Annotated in this window: 18 protein-coding genes; 9 read left to right on the top strand and 9 right to left on the bottom strand. The window is 48.1% G+C overall.

Annotated elements, in window-relative coordinates:
• The 3 genes from ACYZYZ_RS07000 to mutT all read left to right on the top strand — a co-directional run.
• Positions 1 to 571, top strand: a 571-nt coding sequence (locus tag ACYZYZ_RS07000) for an SEC-C metal-binding domain-containing protein (RefSeq protein ID WP_461483748.1), incomplete at its 5' end; no start/stop codon positions are given.
• A 145-nt stretch (positions 572 to 716) separates the two neighbouring features.
• Complete coding sequence (gene argJ / locus ACYZYZ_RS07005) at positions 717 to 1,934, top strand: bifunctional glutamate N-acetyltransferase/amino-acid acetyltransferase ArgJ (protein ID WP_461483749.1); 1,218 nt, start codon at positions 717 to 719, stop codon at positions 1,932 to 1,934.
• A complete protein-coding gene (gene mutT, locus ACYZYZ_RS07010; protein WP_461483750.1) occupies positions 1,934 to 2,332 on the top strand; it encodes an 8-oxo-dGTP diphosphatase MutT in 399 nt (132 codons plus the stop codon). Before argJ ends, mutT begins: the two co-directional genes overlap by 1 nt.
• Before the next feature lie 12 nt (positions 2,333 to 2,344).
• Here the strand turns inward: mutT and yacG are convergent, their stop codons facing one another.
• Genes yacG through pilB form a run of 5 tightly spaced genes read right to left on the bottom strand, consistent with a single transcriptional unit; the run spans position 2,345 to position 7,000 of the window.
• The gene (gene yacG / locus ACYZYZ_RS07015) at positions 2,345 to 2,533 is read right to left on the bottom strand and encodes a DNA gyrase inhibitor YacG (protein WP_461483751.1); all 189 of its coding nucleotides are present in this window, start codon (positions 2,531 to 2,533) and stop codon (positions 2,345 to 2,347) included.
• The gene (gene coaE / locus ACYZYZ_RS07020) at positions 2,530 to 3,153 is read right to left on the bottom strand and encodes a dephospho-CoA kinase (protein ID WP_461483752.1); all 624 of its coding nucleotides are present in this window, start codon (positions 3,151 to 3,153) and stop codon (positions 2,530 to 2,532) included. Before coaE ends, yacG begins: the two co-directional genes overlap by 4 nt.
• A gap of 18 nt (positions 3,154 to 3,171) precedes the next feature.
• A complete protein-coding gene (locus ACYZYZ_RS07025; protein WP_461483753.1) occupies positions 3,172 to 4,032 on the bottom strand; it encodes a prepilin peptidase in 861 nt (286 codons plus the stop codon).
• A 19-nt stretch (positions 4,033 to 4,051) separates the two neighbouring features.
• Complete coding sequence (locus ACYZYZ_RS07030; protein ID WP_461483754.1) at positions 4,052 to 5,266, bottom strand: type II secretion system F family protein; 1,215 nt, start codon at positions 5,264 to 5,266, stop codon at positions 4,052 to 4,054.
• Positions 5,267 to 5,269: 3 nt separating this feature from the next.
• The gene (pilB, locus tag ACYZYZ_RS07035; RefSeq protein WP_461483755.1) at positions 5,270 to 7,000 is read right to left on the bottom strand and encodes a type IV-A pilus assembly ATPase PilB; all 1,731 of its coding nucleotides are present in this window, start codon (positions 6,998 to 7,000) and stop codon (positions 5,270 to 5,272) included.
• A gap of 246 nt (positions 7,001 to 7,246) precedes the next feature.
• Here pilB and ACYZYZ_RS07040 point away from each other — a divergent pair, with 246 nt between their 5' ends.
• The 4 genes from ACYZYZ_RS07040 to ACYZYZ_RS07055 all read left to right on the top strand — a co-directional run bounded on the left by ACYZYZ_RS07040 (position 7,247) and on the right by ACYZYZ_RS07055 (position 11,030).
• Entirely contained in the window at positions 7,247 to 7,732 is a 486-nt protein-coding gene (locus ACYZYZ_RS07040; RefSeq protein ID WP_461483756.1) for a pilin, read from the top strand.
• A gap of 180 nt (positions 7,733 to 7,912) precedes the next feature.
• On the top strand, positions 7,913 to 9,880 hold the full coding sequence (locus ACYZYZ_RS07045) for a sulfatase family protein (protein ID WP_461483757.1): 1,968 nt from the start codon (positions 7,913 to 7,915) through the stop codon (positions 9,878 to 9,880).
• Between the two features lie 25 nt (positions 9,881 to 9,905).
• Positions 9,906 to 10,670: a class I SAM-dependent methyltransferase gene (locus ACYZYZ_RS07050; protein WP_461483758.1), complete on the top strand. Its 765-nt coding sequence runs from the start codon at positions 9,906 to 9,908 to the stop codon at positions 10,668 to 10,670.
• Between the two features lie 57 nt (positions 10,671 to 10,727).
• Positions 10,728 to 11,030 carry a GtrA family protein gene (locus ACYZYZ_RS07055; RefSeq protein ID WP_461483759.1) on the top strand — a complete coding sequence of 101 codons (303 nt, stop codon included), beginning with the start codon at positions 10,728 to 10,730 and terminating at the stop codon, positions 11,028 to 11,030.
• On the opposite strand, the gene ACYZYZ_RS07060 is transcribed toward ACYZYZ_RS07055, so the two are convergent.
• The 3 genes from ACYZYZ_RS07060 to ACYZYZ_RS07070 are packed head-to-tail and all read right to left on the bottom strand — an operon-like array spanning position 11,015 to position 14,896.
• Positions 11,015 to 11,959, bottom strand: a complete 945-nt coding sequence (locus ACYZYZ_RS07060) for a glycosyltransferase family 2 protein (RefSeq protein ID WP_461483760.1) — start codon at positions 11,957 to 11,959, stop codon at positions 11,015 to 11,017. The two genes, ACYZYZ_RS07055 and ACYZYZ_RS07060, sit on opposite strands and share 16 nt — an antisense overlap.
• Positions 11,956 to 13,437 carry a glycosyltransferase family 39 protein gene (locus tag ACYZYZ_RS07065; protein WP_461483761.1) on the bottom strand — a complete coding sequence of 494 codons (1,482 nt, stop codon included), beginning with the start codon at positions 13,435 to 13,437 and terminating at the stop codon, positions 11,956 to 11,958. The genes ACYZYZ_RS07060 and ACYZYZ_RS07065 overlap by 4 nt, the downstream gene beginning before the upstream one ends.
• Positions 13,438 to 13,456: 19 nt before the next feature.
• The gene (locus ACYZYZ_RS07070; RefSeq protein ID WP_461483762.1) at positions 13,457 to 14,896 is read right to left on the bottom strand and encodes a hypothetical protein; all 1,440 of its coding nucleotides are present in this window, start codon (positions 14,894 to 14,896) and stop codon (positions 13,457 to 13,459) included.
• A 143-nt stretch (positions 14,897 to 15,039) separates the two neighbouring features.
• On the opposite strand from ACYZYZ_RS07070, the gene ACYZYZ_RS07075 reads away from it, so the two are divergent.
• Together ACYZYZ_RS07075 and ACYZYZ_RS07080 are read left to right on the top strand one after the other, a co-directional pair.
• On the top strand, positions 15,040 to 15,348 hold the full coding sequence (locus ACYZYZ_RS07075) for a GtrA family protein (RefSeq protein WP_461483763.1): 309 nt from the start codon (positions 15,040 to 15,042) through the stop codon (positions 15,346 to 15,348).
• 122 nt (positions 15,349 to 15,470) lie between these two features.
• Positions 15,471 to 16,565 (top strand): inositol-3-phosphate synthase, encoded by a 1,095-nt coding sequence (locus ACYZYZ_RS07080; protein WP_461483764.1) that lies wholly within the window; start codon positions 15,471 to 15,473, stop codon positions 16,563 to 16,565.
• Between the two features lie 160 nt (positions 16,566 to 16,725).
• Here the strand turns inward: ACYZYZ_RS07080 and nadC are convergent, their stop codons facing one another.
• Entirely contained in the window at positions 16,726 to 17,571 is an 846-nt protein-coding gene (gene nadC, locus ACYZYZ_RS07085) for a carboxylating nicotinate-nucleotide diphosphorylase (RefSeq protein WP_461483765.1), read from the bottom strand.
• Between the last annotated feature and the right edge of the window lie 104 nt (positions 17,572 to 17,675).

The following is a 17,675-nucleotide window of genomic DNA, read 5'->3' on the forward strand; positions in this document are numbered from 1 at the left end:
GTTGCCTATTCAGACGTGGCTTGCTGAAGATAATCGTTTACATGAGGAGGGGTTGCGCACGCGAATTCACGAGGCGGCTAACGAAGCGTATCAGCAGAAGTGTGAAACCCTGGGTGCAGATATTCGCGTCATTGAGCGACAGGTGATGCTGCAGGTTCTGGATACCCTCTGGACGGAGCACCTGTCAAACATGGATCATTTGCGTCAGGGGATTGGTCTGCGTGCCTATGCCCAGAAAAACCCCCGCCAGGAGTACAAGCGGGAATCTTTCGAGCTTTTCCAGCAGATGTTGGAATCCATTAAGCTGGATACCGTTCGTTTCCTGAGTCGTGTTCAGGTGCGCAGTCCGGAAGAAGTTGCTGCCATGGAGGCGCGCCAGTTGGAGGAGCAGAAGCGGCAACAATTGCAGATGCAGCATGAAGAAGTCTCCGCACTCGGTGGTGAAGCTCAGCCGCAACAGGGCAATAATCCACAACCATTTGTGCGGGAGGGTCGCAAGGTCGGGCGCAATGACCCCTGTCCCTGCGGCAGTGGCAAAAAATACAAACAATGCCATGGACGTCTAGGCTAAGATTGTTCCTTCATTCAATTCAGAGTTAAATACGGCCCTGGACTTTTCCGCTGCCGATCTCCGGTAGAGGACTCTGATTAATTATAAAAAAGCCGTGCCCTAATAAGGCGCGGCGCTGTTGTTTTTACGTCTGAGAGATAGTGTCATGGCAGTGGGAAAAGATGTTTTTCCAATCATGCATCCCGTGCCCGGCTTCCGGTTGGGGACGACCAGTGCGGGGATTAAAAAGCCCGGGCGACAGGACCTGGTGGTGATGGAGGTGGCAAAAGGTGGCGCCGTGGCAGGTGTTTTCACCAAAAATGCTTTCTGCGCCGCCCCGGTACAACTAACCAAGTCTCACATTGTCGATATGCCCAGTCGATATCTCGTTACCAACACGGGCAATGCCAATGCCGGTACGGGAGAGTCGGGTAGAGCTCATGCGTTACAAGTGTGCGAGCAGATGGCTACCATCGGTGGGGTACCTGTTGAGTCGGTCTTACCGTTTTCTACTGGGGTGATTGGCGAGCCACTGCCTGTCGATAAAATTCTTGCGGCCTTGCCTGAGGCCCATGCAGCACTGTCTGAAGACAGTTGGGGTCAGGCGGCGAAAGGGATTATGACCACTGATACGCGCCCGAAAGGGGAAAGCGTCAAGCTGCCACTGGGTGGCGGGGTGGTTACCATTACTGGCATCGCCAAGGGTGCCGGGATGATCAAGCCCAACATGGCCACTATGCTCGCTTACGTTGCGACGGACATGAAAGTTGACCGCGACCAGTTGCAGAGCCTGGTAGGCAATGCTGCGGATTGTTCTTTTAATCGCATTACCGTCGATGGAGATACCTCCACCAATGACTGCGCTATGCTGATTGCTACAGGCGCTTCATCTATCGCCTGGCAAAACCTGTCTTTGGAAGAACAGCAACATTTTGAACTGGCGCTCAACAACCTGTTTATCTCCCTGGCACAGCAAATTGTTCAGGACGGTGAAGGTGCCACCAAGTTTGTCACTGTCAACGTAGTTGGCGGTGTAGATACAGAAGAATGTCTGGCGGTGGCGTACACCATGGCTGAATCTCCACTGGTTAAAACAGCGCTGTTTGCCTCAGACCCTAACTGGGGGCGCATTCTGGCAGCCATTGGGCGTGCTGGAATAGAAAAACTCAACGTGGATGCCATTGAGGTGTTTCTCGATGAAGTGCTGATTGCCAAAAATGGTGGCCGTGCCGATAGTTATACCGAAGAACAGGGCGCGGCGGTCATGGCCAAGGAAGAAATTGCGATTACCATTGACCTGCACAGAGGCACTGCCGAGGAAACGGTCTGGACCATGGATTTTTCTCACCAGTACGTCACCATCAATGCTGAATACCGTACCTGATGGACGCGGTTCATGTGGCCGTGGCAGTGATTGATGATGGTGATGGCCAGATACTGATAGCCCGGCGTCCTGACCATGTTCACCAGGGTGGTTTGTGGGAGTTTCCCGGCGGTAAGGTTGAACCTGGAGAAGCCGTGTTTGATGCCCTGAAAAGAGAAGTCTGGGAAGAACTGGCTATCCGGGTTGAGGCTGCTGAACCCCTGATCGAAATTAGACACGACTACCCGGATAAGTGTGTATTGCTGGATGTTTGGTGTGTGAACAGATTTACGGGGGTTCCCAGTGGTAACGAGGGGCAGCCGTTGTGTTGGGTCAGCAAAAAGCAGCTAGCAAATTACGCGTTTCCGGAAGCCAATCAGCCAATTATTGAGGCGGTAGTGGCTAAAATATCTCGCTAATACCCTGCGTGACTAGTGATGACCACTGTCATCTTGTTCGGCATCAAGGTAAACCTCTTCGCCGGGAATGCTGAAGTTCTCGTTAGCCCAGCCGCCAAAGTCCAGTTGCTGACAACGTTTGCTGCAAAAAGGGCGAAACAGGGACTCCTCTTTCCATTCAACGGGTTTCCCGCATTCCGGACAATTGACCATTTTTGTCATCGTTGCTCCCCAGCCAGTTTCAAGTATTGCTTGTGCAATTGTGCAACAGCATCAGTCAGGTCGCCAGGTGGGCCACTGTTATCCAGAATATCGTCCGCCCTCGACAGCCTCTGCTCGCGGGTCAGCTGGCTTTTCATGATAGCCAAAATCTGCGATTCACTGCTGCCATCACGCACTCTGGCGCGCTGGATTTGCACTGCCTCGGGAACATCGACCACCAGTACTCTATCGACGCGCAGGTGTTGGTCTGTTTCCAGTAACAGGGGTGACTCAAGTATGGCGTAGGGGCCGTTGACGCGCTGAAGAGCCTGATCGATGAGGTCTCTGATAATGGGATGAAGCAGAGACTCCAGCCACTGACGATGTTGGGGGTGATCAAAAACCAGCTTGCGTAAATAAGCGCGATTGAGGGAGCCGTCTTTCAGCAAGGCTTCTTCACCAAAATGATCCGCAATGGCTTTCAGTGTGTCGCTGCCAACTTCTACCGCCTGTCGAGCCGCCTGGTCAGCATCGATCACGTCAATACCTAACGCTCTGAATTGATTGGCAACGGCGCTTTTGCCGCTGCCAATACCTCCGGTCAGGCCTACGGTAAAAACGTGGAATTTTTTATCAGACATGCCAGGGGTTGGGATAGGTTAGTAGTTGAACAGCGAAAGGTAGTTGTTGGTGAGTTCTTCACCCCACATCATGGCTATCCAGCCAGCCGCGGCCAGGTAGGGGCCAAAAGGAATCGGTATCTGCTTGTCGCGGCCTGTAAACATGATTAAGAGAATGCCAATCACAGCGCCTACCATGGAAGAAAGCAGAATAATCAGAAGCAACTGTTGCCAGCCGAGCCAGGCGCCTAGTGCCGCCAGTAATTTGAAGTCGCCATGGCCCATGCCCTCTTTGCCGGTGAGCAGTTTGAACAACCAGAAAACCCACCACAGGCTCAGGTATCCGAAAACAGCCCCCAGCACAGCGCTATCGAGACTGGCAAAAGTATTGTTGAGGTTTACCAGCAGACCCAGCCAGAGAAGTGGCAGGGTAATGTTGTCCGGCAGTAACTGTTCGTTAAAGTCGATACCGGTAAGAGCCAGCAGTGACCAGCTGAATAGCAGTACCAACAGGCCCTCAAATGTGAGTCCAAAATGGTAGACCACAAAGGCAGTCATCAATGCGCATATGAACTCTATCAGGGGGTACTGTATCGAAATGGGTGATGCGCAGTACGCACACTTTCCTTTGAGAATCAGGTAGCTGAGCAGGGGGATATTCTGCCAGGGTTTGACCTTTTCCCCGCAGGAAGCGCAGTGAGAGGCGGGAAAGACAATATTGATATGATGAGGTTCCGGCGCATCCATGCCCAGAAAGTCCATGGCATCCCGTTTCCAGGCACTGGAAAGCTGTAGGGGCAGACGATAGATCACTACATTCAGAAAACTGCCCACCAGCAAACCAAAGATGATTGCGATGGGCAATATGATGCTGAGGGACAGGCCCAGATAGTCAGGCATAGTTCTGGGCCTTAAGGCATTAAATAACGGCGCCGAGCTTGAAGATTGGCAGGTACATAGCGATCAGTAGGCCGCCTACCAGTACCCCAAGCACCGCCATAATCATGGGCTCTAGGAGTGTAGTCAGGTTATCCACCGCGTTATCGACGGCCTCTTCGTAGTGGATAGCAGCTTTTTCCAACATTTCATCAAGCGCACCTGACTCCTCGCCAATAGCGGTCATCTGTAACATCATGACCGGAAATCTACCCGTTGAGCGCATGGCGTGGTTGAGCTGCAAGCCGGTGGTAACATCGTCGCGCACTTTAAGAATAGCCTCCCGATATACGGCGTTGCCCGAGGCCCCGGCGACAGACGTCAGTGCATCCACAAGGGGAACACCGGCAGCAAAGGTGGTAGATAGGGTGCGGGCAAAACGTGCGTTAATGGCCTGATAGAGAATATTGCCTACTACAGGTATTTTGAGCGAATACTTGTCGATAAAGGCGTCAAATTTTTTCGATCTGCGTTTGGCTTCCTTAAAAGCAAAAAAGGCAGCGATTACAGATACTAGCCAGATAAACCACCATTCCTGTGCAGCATCTGAAATACCCATTACAAACAGGGTAAAGGCGGGTAGGTCGGCGCCAAAGTTACTGAAGGTTTCCGCAAAAACCGGCACCACTTTTACCAGCAGAATACCCGTAACAATAATGGCCACACAGACAACCGCCGTGGGATAGGTCATGGCCTTCTTGATCTTGGCCTTCAGGGTTTCGGTTTTTTCCTTGTAGGTGGCAATACGGTCGAGCATGGTCTCGAGAGCACCGGCCTGCTCCCCGGCTTCTACCAGGCTGCAGAACAAGTCATCGAAAAATTTCGGGTGTTTACGCAACGAGGCGCCGAAGCTCAAACCGGAGGAGACATCATCGCGAATATTATGAATCATGTTCTTTAGAGCATCTTTTTCCGCGCCTTCCGCAACAATATCGAAACTCTGCACCAGGGGTACCCCGGCTTTCATCATGGTAGCCATCTGGCGAGTAAAAATGGCAATGTCAGCAGGAATAATGGCCTTGGAAGCACCACTGAAAGGTCTGGGTGTTTTTTTCTTGACGGAGGACGGGATAATGCCCTGCTTGCGCAGCTGTGCCTTGATCAGGTTGGGGTTTTGCCCCTTGATCTCTCCCTGGATCGGTTTGCCTTTCTTGTCCTTGCCTTTATAGATAAAGGTGTGCGATTGCGCAGTTGCCATGGATTAGTCCTTGGTTACCCTATTTGCCTCTTCCAAACTTATTATACCTTCGGCGGCTCTGCGGAGTGCCGACTGGCGCAAAGTTCTGAAACCTTCTTCGCGCGCAGCATCCGCAATATCAATGGAGTTGCCGCCTTCCATAATGATTCTTGAGATCTTGGGCGTCACTTTCAATACTTCATAGAGGCCAACTCGGCCTTTGTAGCCATGGGTACATTTTGAGCAGCCCTCTGGGTGGAATAAGGTGACTTCCTCCATGGGACGGCCTATATCGCCAAACCCTTCCTCAATAAGAATATTCTCTGGAATGTCTTCTGCCGGTCTACGGCAGTGAGTACAAAGCCTTCGAGCTAGCCGCTGAGCAATAATCAGATTCACTGAGGTTGCCACGTTAAAGGCTGGAACACCCATATTTAGCAAGCGGGTGAGAGTTTCCGGGGCACTGTTGGTGTGGAGTGTGGACAAGACCAAGTGGCCGGTTTGTGCAGCTTTGATGGCAATTTCGGCAGTATCCAGGTCCCGAATCTCACCCACCATGATAATGTCCGGGTCCTGCCGCAGGAATGCGCGTAGTGCTTCGGGAAAAGTCAGCTTGACCTTGTAGTTTATCTGCACCTGGTTTACGCCGGGCATATTGATTTCCACGGGATCTTCCGCGGTGGAAATGTTGCGCTCGGAGGTATTGAGGATGTTAAGCCCGGTGTAAAGGGAAACGGTTTTACCGCTACCGGTTGGTCCTGTCACCAGAATCATGCCTTGAGGTTGGTGCAGTGTTTCCATGTAGGCTTCTTTCTGGTCTTCCTCAAAACCCAGATTTTCAATACCCACCTGAGCGCTGGTAGGATCGAGAATCCGCAACACGATTTTCTCGCCGAACTGGGTAGGTAGGGTGTTGACTCGGAAGTCGATAGCCCGGTTCTTTGAGATGCGCAGCTTGATGCGGCCATCCTGAGGTACCCTTCGTTCAGATATATCCAGAGATGACATCACTTTTAATCGGGCAGCCAGCCTGGGTGCCAGGTTTGCCGGTGGCTTGGTGACTTCTCTTAAAATGCCGTCAGTTCTGAAGCGGATGCGGTAGGTCTTCTCGTAAGGCTCAAAGTGAATGTCTGAGCAGCCTTGCTTGATGCCATCGAGCATCAGTTTGTTGATGAAGCGAACAATCGGGGCATCATCGGCATCCGAAAAGTTCATAGTCCCGGTTTCGGTGGCGTCATCATCCAGCGCTTCGACATCCAGGTCGTCAAGGTGAACGTCATCCATAGTGCCGAGAGCATCACCGATATCGTCATCCTGCAAATCCAGAAATTCGGCGAGGGCGGTTTCAAGTTTGTCATGCTCAACTAGCAAGGCCTCGATGGAAAGGCCGGTCTGAAAGCGAACTTCACTAATCGCCATATGATTGGTCGGATCGCTCTGTGCAACAAACAGCCTGTTTCCGCGCTTATAGAGAGGCAAAACCTGATGTTTGCGGATCAATTTTTTCTCGACTACCTCTTTGGGGCAGACCGACATATTGTGGGCGTCGAGGTCGTAAAGGGGGGTGCCAAACTCGTTGGCTGCAACGGAAGCAATTAAATGGGCAGGTAATATGTTGTGGTGGGTAAGATAATGTACGAAATTGATTTTGTCGTTTTCACATTCTGCAAGCGCCTCGAACGCTGCGGTTTCCTCCATCAAGCCATCGCTTACCAGCCGTTTTGGGAGGCCCTTGAGTTGGTCGCTGTTTTTCATAGGCTCAGATGATCCATTAATAGCTGCCCGCAAGGTGTTGATAGTAATACAGCCAGCCAGTTCGAGCCAGAGCTTGGCTGAGTTGTGCCCATGGCGTGATCATTTAATGCGAAATTTGCGCTTGTCTGACAAAAAGTGTCAGCAGTATCTGGGTGGCTCTGATGTATTAACTGGGATTTTTTTACTTGGCACATACATTGCAAATTCACTCACGTGTTTAAATATTTCTGATAAGGGAGAAACACAATGAAGAAGCAAGTACAAAATATCCAAAAGGGTTTTACCCTGATCGAATTGATGATTGTGGTTGCGATCATCGGTATTCTGGCTGCGGTAGCGTTGCCGGCTTACCAGACTTATGTCATCAAGTCTAAGCTGTCTGAAGTCATCATGGCTACCAGCCAGTGCCGTACGGCGGTGAGTGAAGTCTATCAAACCTCTGATGCCGGTTCTGGTCCGGGCTCCAACGCCTGGGGTTGTGAGGACTCCGGCGGCAACGGTGGTGTCACCAAGTATGTTGCAAGCATCCAGACTAATGGTAACGGCGTTATTACCGCGGTTGTGCAGGGTATTGATGACGAAGTGGATAGCGGAACCATCCTCTTGACACCTTACTACACTGACTCTGCTCCGATGACGACTTCGAACCTTGGCAAACAAGTGTTTAAGTTTAAATGTGCCCCCGGTTCTGGTATCGATAACAAATACCTTCCCGGCTCATGTAAGTCTTAAGCGTATTTTTTAAGATGTGTGCGTTTGTGAGAAAGCCCCACTTTGTGGGGCTTTTTTATGCTTCAATAAGCCATTTTCTACTCAGCAATGCCGTATATGCCTTTAGATAACAAGATACAGTCAGTCATGAAAGTTAGCTCTAGAACCGTTTTCATTCGGTACCTCTGGTTAGTCCTCGGTTTGTTCTTGTTTGTTGGCGCGACCAATTTTTATCAGATATTGATGGTGGCTCCGGACACGGTGGGGATGAAAGCCTTTAAATCGGCAATGTTTTCCAGTCCCGGTTTTGTACGGGATCTTTTGTGGTTCCTCGGGGCCGCTATCTTTGTCCATCTACTTCTGGTCTTGTTGCTTTGGCTGGGTACGGTGGGTTGGCTTGCCAATCCCACCATGCGCGAGCGGCAGCGTATCATAACTATTTACTTCTCATTTGCAGTGGTTTGTGCCTGGATCATGATTCTAAGCGCGCGGGCTTACCCCAACATGCCTAGCGGGTTTATCAAACACAACCCGCTGTTGATGGCGGATATCACCCTGTATGCGCTGAGTGCCATGATTGCCCTGTCCTTTGCGGTCAGTCTGTATAGGCTCTGTAATAGCAAATGGGCGAAGAGTCTGGCGGCAACCATGATTTTTGGTGCCGTGGCGGGGCTGTTCTGGGTGAATGGGGTGTCCGAGACACAGGCAAAGATATCGCCGTGGGCAAACAACAGTCGGCCCAATATCCTGGTAATCGGTGTGGATTCTCTGCGCCCCGATGAAACCGGTTACTTCGGTAGTGACGGGCAGTTGACTCCCAATATTGATGAGTTTCTTAAGCAGAGCACGGTTTATCGCAATGCGTATACCCCTTACGCAAGAACCTTTCCCGCTTGGATGAGTATTCTGACCGGCAAAGAGCCAGTGAACCATAAAGGGCGGTTTAATCTGATAAACCACTCTTACCTTGATAGTAGCCAGACCCTTGCTTGGTGGATGAAGGACCGGGGCTATCGGACCGTTTACGGTTTCGATGAGCGCCGCTTTAATAACATTGATGCTTCTTTTGGCTTCGATGCGGTGGTTGGTCCAAAGCCGGGAGCGATGGGTTTTGTGTTGGGGCAGTATGACCACCCGATGATCAATCTGCTCTCCAACACCATTGTGGGTAAATATCTGTTTCCGGAGATGTTCCTCAATCGAGGTCGCGCCGGCAACTATGACCCTGAGCGCTACAATCGAGCGCTACTGGACGAAATCATAGCGGAGCCCGGCAAGCCGCTGTTCCTCTCGGCGCATTTTCTGTTGCCCCATTTTCCCTGGTTCTCCCGGGATCTTGAGGAGCTGGAAAAATTTGAAATTCCTAAAGAACCTGCGGATAAATTTGCCTATCAGTACCGGATGATGCTAAAGCAGGTAGACCGGCAGTTCGGGCAGTTTATGGAGCAGCTACAGGCGTCAGGTGTGTTGGATAATGCACAGGTAATTTTGTTGTCTGATCACGGCGATGGGTTTGCCTTTGAAAAAGATCTTCTGACTCCCGCCAGGGATGATTTTCCGTTTGAGGTCGACACTAATACCCGGGGACATGCCACTAATATTCTTAACCTGGGCCAGTATCGAGTTTTGCTGGCTGGGCGCAGTTACGGGAATGACGTTTTTAAACCAGGGCTGGTGGATGGTAATGCCTCCCTGATGGATATCGTGCCAACGGTCTTTGATCTGTTAGATAGCCCTTTAAAGGATAAAAAAATTGAGGGCGTGTCATTGTTGAGTAGTGACAAAAAAGAGCGGGATACCCGCAACCTGTTTCTGGAAAGTGGGTTTAAAACCCTGTCGGTCACTGCAGATGACATGACTGAGGAGAAGTTGCTGAGGGAGGGCATTAAGGCATACACGGTGAACGATGATGGAAAGTTGGTTGTGCGTGATGTTTGGTACAACCCAATTATTCGTTCCAAGCACCGGGCCGTTATTCGAGGCAACTGGCAGCTATCAATGATTCCTGGCATGGGGGAACACATGGTCGTCACAAATATACAAGAGAAAAAATGGTGGCCTTTTGCCCAATATCAAGGTGATGCTGCGACAGAGGAGATGTTGGCGGCTTTGTGCAGTCACTATAAGGGAGAGCCGGGGTTTGACGAGGCTGGCGTATGTTTACATTAGATAATGCTGGCAGGGCTTAAATCTAATGAATGCTACTGAGGCTGAGCTGCAAGAAACAATATACAATTCTAGAAACTTAACACGGCGATGGCTTCACCAGAGCAGAAAGTGCTGGGTTGATAATGCGATTGAAAGAGTTTCCTTTAGAGGGATGTTGGCCTGTGAGATCGGCCCGGGAAGCTGTATATATTTGCCCAAGCTGGAAAAGAACGCATCCCAGCTGTATGTTACCGACATTGAAAATCAACATTTAACAGTTGCCTTCTCGTTCTCGAAAAAGAGCGAAAAGGTGGTTGTTCTTGAAGACGATATAACTGCTTCAAAGCTTCCAGAAAACTTTTTTGATTTAATTTTGTTTAGTGAGGTTATTGAGCACATTCCAAATGCTTCGCTGGTTCTTAATAATATTGTGCGTAAGTTAAAGGTTGGCGGAATATTAATTTTAAGTACTCCTCAAAAATATAGCTTCATTGAGCTCGCCTGCAAGATTGCTTTCATGCCAATTGTGATTGACCTGGTTCGTAAAATTTATCGAGAGCCAATTTTAGAAACGGGGCATATAAACCTGCTCACCGAGCGGGAGATGAGAAAACATTTTGCTAACCAAGGGCTCTTGGTGGTCGAGGCCTATAAGTGTGGATTATATATTCCGATATTATCGGAATTTTTTGGTAAATTCGCAGTTAAAGTTCAGAAGTATCTCGAAGACAAGGTTAAGCATACTCCACTAAGTCATATTTTGTGGACGCAATGCTATATATTAAAAAAAAATGAAATTCATACAGACTAGTTTTTTGAAATACTTGGTCGTTGGCTCTGGTACGGCGATTATCTATTTTTTATCTCTGTGGATAACATCCTTTTTTTCGGTGGTGTAGGTTTTTTTTCGGTCTCTATCTCCTACTTATTAGCAATTACATTTAATTATCTGGTGAATTACAAATGGACTTTTGTGGCCAGTGTTGGTCATAACTTGGCGGTTGGGAAATACCTGGTCATGGTGTCAATCGGAGGGGTTTTAAATGCTTCGGTTGTATCGCTGGGATTAGGTTTGAAGTTCAACTTTTTGTTAGTTCAGATGGTAGCAATTGCTGCAATTTGTTTTTTCAATTATTTCATGTCAAGGAAGTGGGTTTATGTTTCATCCTGAAAGCCTATCTTTTCCTTAATGATGTACAAAGGCCGACACTTTGTTTCCATAAATATCCTTCCAATGTATTCGCCAAGTAGCCCGATACCAACCAAGTTGATACCGCTAAAGAAAAGAATCAAACATGCGAGGGATGCGTAGCCAGGGGCTGAAATGCCGTAAACAAGGGTCTTGAGGATAATGAATGAGCCATACAGGCCTGCAGAAAGAGCGATAGTAAGGCCGAGATAGGTCCAAATTCTTATTGGCGAAGTGCTGAATGAGAAAATACCATCCAAGGCAAAATTCCATAGCTTCCAGACATTCCACTTAGTTTGCCCGTCGCGTCGATCCTGACGATCGTAATAAACTGTTGCTTGTTCAAATCCAACCCAGGCAAAAAGTCCTTTCATGAACCGTGTTCTCTCTGGTAATTGTTTCAGTATGTCAACAACTTGCCTATCCATTAACCTAAAGTCACCAGTATTCTCAGGGATCGAAACATCGCTTAGTACATTTATTATCTTGTAAAAGAAATGAGCTGTACCCCTTTTAAACTTTGTGTCGGTAATCCTTGATGCCCTTTTGGCTAAAACGACAGGGAACCCCTTTAACCATTCATCAACCATTAAGGGTATAAGTTCCGGGGGGTCTTGTAAGTCGGCATCAATCGGAATAACGGCATCACCTTGTGCGGCATCAATGCCCGCAGTTAGCGCGTACTCCTTGCCAAAATTTCGAGAAAGGGAAATTATCTTTATATTTTTATTACCAATTGCGAATTTTTTTAGATTTTCAAGAGTTTGATCCGAAGAGCCATCGTCTATACATATAATTTCATATGAGAATTTCTGGTTATCTAATATCCTAAAAATGGATTCAAAAAACGAACAGATTGAACCTGCTTCATTGAAGAACGGGGTGACGATGGATATTTTAAAATCTTTCATTTGTTGAGTTTGTAAAATTTTATGCCAATGTTCGGTACGGATTTTGGGTAATCTATTAAAAGTTCGTGGTAGTTATTATCTATCCAGGATTCTACAGGATGTGCCTCTCTAAATTTCCAGCCTCTGGCTAGAATGACTAACGGCGGGGGATTTTTTTTTAGCTCGAGCAACACCTTCTCTACCCTTTGCTTGCCCCTGCTTCCGTCAAGAATGTGGCCAGCTCTGAGTTCTCCTATTGGGGGCTGGTGGCCGGTATAGTAATAGAGCTCAACATTGTGCCCCCACTGGAGAAAGCTTTCTCCAGAATCTAACTGCTGGCTGATAAGAGGCGATAGCAGGTAGTTATAGGCTAAGCGCGGGCCTATTTCCGGTACTTTGTACATGGGCATATGAATCTGCGTAGCCTGATACGAAAGTAATATGCAGCACATAAGTAGATATACTAAATGAAATTGTAGTGCCCGCTTACTGGAGATAACTCTTTCGATTGCCCATGTACTACCAATGCAAAGAGCCGGGATCCATAGAAGATAGTAGTGGGCGTGAAACTTGCCTGGCAAGGCAACCGCAATTCCAGAGCCTGTAAGGTATGCTAGAAATATCCAGGTTCTTCTAGAAATTTTTTCTTTATATATCCAGGAGATGCCTAGGCAGGAGGTAAGAACCAGAATTAGATTGAAGCGAAAAATGTTGGGAGGGAATGCGGTGAGGGGGTTAAGTAGTGAGAGAATATTCGCTGTCATATTTCCAGCGTAACCGCGGTTGAATGTTACTAGTGCGTCCCAAGCTTCGGGTAGCCTTTGGTTATAGTAAAAATAACTAAACATGAGTGCCCAGGCGAGCACACCTGTAGCACCTATAAAAAAAACAAACTGTAATCCTTGTTTGGTCAACCCCTCCTTCCACTTGAGATATAAGTAGGCGAGCGAGATAAAAGCGGCAGGGATTGCACACACATGCTTGAAAAGGGAGGCTAATGCAAAAAGGACGCCGATAAGAAAGAGTTTCTTGGGTGTCTGTGCTTGTGTTAGAAGGGTCAGTGTAAGGGCTGTAGCCCAGACTAAGAGTGCATTGATAAATATCTCGGTGTTTGGGTAGTTCCCCTGCATTATTCTGTCGGCACTCACTATAGTCCAAAGTAGCGCAGCATACAGCCCGGTTTTATCACCCCCAGGGCCCTGACGGGCAGCCGTGAAAATGCCTAGCAAGGTTGCTAGAGAAGCAGTAATTGATAAGAATAATATGTGTGCGCCCCCTGTTCCAGCAACAAGTTGGGCAAGTGCATACAGCATAAAAATTGGTGGGGGCTTTATGTCCCAGTAATCAGAGTAAAGCCGTCCCCCGTTTAATATTCCTTCAGCAATTATTGAATATGTTGCTGAATCCATCTCTAAAGGCAGGTCTTTGTAGATCCACCTTATCCCGACCATAAAGAGGGACATTAGGGTAAGGTATAAGGTGATACTGGTTTTTGACATTGGTAGTTTCATTTAAAAACTACCCCAGCCCATTAAAAATATAATTTACGTATTGTTTTGCCCAGAAGTTCAGATGGGCCCATAAGTCCTTTTGACCAACCAGGTTGCTTCGCCAAGCCAAATTGCCCCATTTGTTGCTTCTGCTGGTGGACATCTCCAGTTCCAGGTAAGGCAATATCTCATCGAGATTGGTAATGCCGAAGGTATGTTCCATGGGACCGTTGTAGATGTACTTATGAGAAAGACTGCCTTCGGCATGCCGGCCAAAAGCAAAGCTCGGATAGTAATGCCAAAGAAAAATTGGGATATCGTCCCATTTGTCATCCCAGGACCAGGGCGGTTTTGGTCGTGACCAGGCGTTGCGGTCATAGTCTTCACCGGCAATGAATCTACCTACGTAGAGTTCTTTACCATCCTTGTCAGTGCCAACGTGTATTTTGTCTTCAAACAGACTTGTTGATTCAGAGCCTGATTTTGTCAGGTTTGTGGCGTTCTCATACCAGGGCTTGAGGCTGGCTAGGGAGTAGTTGGTATTGTATTGGGTTTTGCGGTTGGCGGTTGGCGGAACGATTTCTTCAGGGTTGGGGTGGTAGCGCATGATTTTTGTATTTTTGGAAATAGACGCAAGGTCAGCCCTTGTTGCACAGCGAACCCCATGACCCAGGCTTTGGGCATAAATAACAATATGTGAGCCCCCCTCAAAAAGAGAGAGAGATTGAATGGGCTCGGAGCCCGAAGTTTTTCCAGTTGAGTTGCAGAGAAAAAATCGGTTGTGATACCAGGCCTCCACATGAGCAACCTCCATGGTTGCTTTGTCTATCCTGATCTGGAAGCCTTCGTTATCGCTGTCGTGATAGGTCCAGTGGGTCAGAAACTCACGTAGGGGCTGGTCATAATCCTTGATGTGGTACAGCATGTACGCTAAGTAGTAGGAATCCTCTGTCTCGGCAATTACTTCCCCGTGAATGACCGGCGGTAACTGTGGGATTTTGGCGGCATTTCTAACATTGTTTCTGGGGTCCCTATCCCCGTCAAAGAACAGGTCTGTAGGAATGTCCCAAAGTGGGTGGTGCCCCATTTTATGTATGATTGTCGGGCTATAATTTTCTAAAAGGTAGTGGTAATAAGCTTCCCGATTTTCCTTTCCTGGAGAGGTGAACGTCACACCCTTATTGTAGCCGGGCAATTCAACATTCTGGCCCAGTTGTAGATCTTCAGTTGATACCGAAAATTGATAGTTTGGTGGCTCTCCTACTACCTGTGCGTTGGCAATAATAAGCAACTCAAACAAGAGTGCGATTGTGAGTGGGATACCAAGAAGAAGGTAGGTAATTGTGCCAAAGCTTTTTTTGACCAAGTGATAGCGGTCAGCGTGCATGAATTTGTTCGGAAGCCAAAAGCTCAGCTTGAACAGTGTGACAGGAAAAAAAATGACAGATTTCAAGGTGGTTTTAAACATTGCTACCTTGCTAAAGGGAAGTACATGGCTGTCCGCTAGTGTAAAGCCTGGCAAGACCTATTTACAGTGAAGCTGTTACTGTTTTGAGGTTTGCCCTGAATAGTTTTCTCCTAGTTCCTTTCTGTTAAAGCCAAGAACTGATATTGAGCCTATCTCAGGCGACTGCCGCAATCGCTACTGCCACTGGCGTTGGTGTTATGGGGATTTGCTATCAGGTTCTCGGTCTTTCCTTAGGCTTTACTGTATTTTGTGGACCTATTATGGGCGGCGTGGCTAATTTTTCTATTAATCGATATTGGTGCTTTTGTGCGGCGGGAGAAAATATATACTGGCAAGTGCTCACTTATCTGTCAGATTGTTTGATACCAGCCGTAGTTAATGCGACAGGGGTTCTGGCGTTAGTTGAACATACTGCGACTGGTTGTGACCGTGATGGTAGCTTTATCGATTAACTACCTCCTTCATCATCACTTAGTGTTCTCAACTCAGGAGTTTGGCTGAAAAGTTTATGAACGACTGGCGCTTGTTAATAGTGAACGTTAAAGATGTGTTGAAATGTATTTAAGGAACCTACTTGGAAAGAAAGACTATCAGGATAGCAGTGGTTGGAGTTGGTAACTGTGCGAGCTCTTTGGTTCAGGGTATCCACTACTATCGCGCCAAAGAAGTAGAGGATTGTATTGGTCTACTGAATTATGAGGTGGGTGGTTACCGTCCAGGTGATATCGAAGTGGTAGCGGCATTTGATATTGATAAACGAAAAGTCGGGAAAGGTATAAACCAAGCTATTTTTGCTTTGCCTAATTGCACAGCTGTCTTCTGTGGAGATTTGCCATCGGGAAGTGTGGAGGTCTCAATGGGAAAAATCCTTGATGGATACTCTGAGCATATGGCTAACTTTGGAGATGATCGAACATTTCTACTGTCTTCTGAGCAAGAGCCAACCCAGGCAGATGTGGTAGAAAAACTTAAAATGGCCGGGGTGGATGTCTTGATGAATTATTTGCCTGTAGGCTCTCAAAAAGCCACTGAGTTTTATGCGGAATGTGCGCTGGAAGCAGGTTGCGCTTTTGTTAATAACATCCCCGTATTTATAGCCAGCAACCCAGAGTGGGCCGCGAAGTTCAAGGCCAGGAACCTCCCTATTATTGGTGATGATATCAAGGCTCAACTTGGGGCTACCATTGTGCACCGCACCCTAGGTAATTTGTTCAAGAAGCGTGGTGTGAAGTTGGAGCGTACATACCAGCTAAATACCGGGGGCAATACAGACTTCCTGAACATGCTGAATCGTGAGCGACTGTCCTCAAAGAAAAAGTCCAAAACGGAAGCTGTTCAAAGTGCCATTCCGCAGCGTCTGGAGGACGTTAACATACACGTTGGACCCAGTGACTACGTTCCTTGGCAAAATGATAACAAAGTATGTTTTATACGTATGGAAGGTAAGTTGTTCGGGGATGTGGCTATGAATCTTGAGCTTCGTTTGTCCGTAGAAGATTCACCTAATTCTGCCGGGGTTGCAATCGATACTATTCGTTGCGCGAAGGTTGCCCTTGATCGGGGAATGGGTGGCATTGTTGAAATTCCCTCGGCGTTTTTCTGCAAGCACCCACCTATGCAGGTCCCAGATGATGAGTCTTATGACATCCTGATGGGTGAGTGGGTGTGATTGTGGGTTAGTTTTTTATGCCATTTTTCTCATAGCTTCAACTCCATCAATGGCACTGAAGCTATCTGAAAAAAATGTAAGGTGGAAGTCATTCCATAAGTTTTAAAGTACGGCGTTGCGCGGCCTGTTGTTGAGACAATGCTAACAGACGTAGAAAAAATCAGATGTTAATGTAGACCCGCATTGACAGGTCTACCCCTCGGCAGTGTTTTGTCAGGCTGCCTGAGGATAAATAGTCAATGCCGGGTATCGCTTTGCTGGTGAGGTTGTTAGCCTCTAAGTTGCCAGAAACTTCCAGTTTTGCACGTCCCTGATTAACGGTGATTGCTTCACGAATCTGCTCGGGATCGAAGTTGTCTAGCATGATAATATCGGCACCAGCCTCCAAAGCTTGGTGTAGCTCATCAAGGTTTTCAACTTCCACTTCTACCGGTTTGCCCGGAACCGTCTCATGGGCTTTTTTGACGGCTGCTCCGATTCCCCCGCAGGCGGCGATGTGGTTTTCCTTGATCAGGAAGGCATCGTAAAGACCAATGCGATGGTTGTGGCAGCCACCGACGTTGACTGCGTATTTCTGGGCCAGTCGTAAACCGGGAATGGTCTTTCGGGTGTCGAGGATTTTGATATCCGTGCCTTCGACAAGCTTGGCATATTGCCTTGACAGGGTGGCCGTACCTGACAGGGTTTGCAGGAAGTTCAGAGCAGTGCGCTCACCAGTTAGAAGGCTGCGGGCTGGGCCTGATAGCTCAACCAGGGTTTGCCCGGGCTGAACATCATCGCCATCCTGAACCAGCCACTTCAGTGTGATGGCAGTATCCAGTTGCCGAAAAACTTCGTCGACCCAGGCTGTGCCGCAAATAACAGCCGGTTCCCGGGTAATGATGGTGGCTGTTGCCTTGTTTTCAGCAGGAATCAATTGTGCTGTTATGTCGCCATCGCGGATGTCTTCATGCAGAGCCCGGTTGACGGCTTCAATCATATCTTGACGGAGCAGGTCGTCGATCATTTTTAGCTTCCAAATCGCGAGGGGTGATTATATCAGTCGTTGGCTTTTTGGGTATTATGTGCTTTAAGCCCAGCATGAATGTGTGCCGGTTAGAAACTCATTAA

This window comes from Porticoccus sp., assembly GCA_023261185.1.
In the GTDB taxonomy this organism is placed as follows: Bacteria; Pseudomonadota; Gammaproteobacteria; order Pseudomonadales; family Porticoccaceae; genus Porticoccus; species Porticoccus litoralis.

Coding starts and splice junctions, on each gene's coding strand:
- argJ (WP_461483749.1), top strand. CDS start 717: ATGGCAGTGGGAAAAGATGTTTTTCCAATCATGCATCCCGTGCCCGGC.
- nadC (WP_461483765.1), bottom strand. CDS start 17,571: ATGATCGACGACCTGCTCCGTCAAGATATGATTGAAGCCGTCAACCGG.
- yacG (WP_461483751.1), bottom strand. CDS start 2,533: ATGACAAAAATGGTCAATTGTCCGGAATGCGGGAAACCCGTTGAATGG.
- mutT (WP_461483750.1), top strand. CDS start 1,934: ATGGACGCGGTTCATGTGGCCGTGGCAGTGATTGATGATGGTGATGGC.
- ACYZYZ_RS07050 (WP_461483758.1), top strand. CDS start 9,906: ATGAATGCTACTGAGGCTGAGCTGCAAGAAACAATATACAATTCTAGA.
- ACYZYZ_RS07025 (WP_461483753.1), bottom strand. CDS start 4,032: ATGCCTGACTATCTGGGCCTGTCCCTCAGCATCATATTGCCCATCGCA.
- ACYZYZ_RS07060 (WP_461483760.1), bottom strand. CDS start 11,959: ATGAAAGATTTTAAAATATCCATCGTCACCCCGTTCTTCAATGAAGCA.
- ACYZYZ_RS07040 (WP_461483756.1), top strand. CDS start 7,247: ATGAAGAAGCAAGTACAAAATATCCAAAAGGGTTTTACCCTGATCGAA.
- coaE (WP_461483752.1), bottom strand. CDS start 3,153: ATGTCTGATAAAAAATTCCACGTTTTTACCGTAGGCCTGACCGGAGGT.
- ACYZYZ_RS07065 (WP_461483761.1), bottom strand. CDS start 13,437: ATGTCAAAAACCAGTATCACCTTATACCTTACCCTAATGTCCCTCTTT.
- ACYZYZ_RS07030 (WP_461483754.1), bottom strand. CDS start 5,266: ATGGCAACTGCGCAATCGCACACCTTTATCTATAAAGGCAAGGACAAG.
- ACYZYZ_RS07070 (WP_461483762.1), bottom strand. CDS start 14,896: ATGTTTAAAACCACCTTGAAATCTGTCATTTTTTTTCCTGTCACACTG.
- pilB (WP_461483755.1), bottom strand. CDS start 7,000: ATGAAAAACAGCGACCAACTCAAGGGCCTCCCAAAACGGCTGGTAAGC.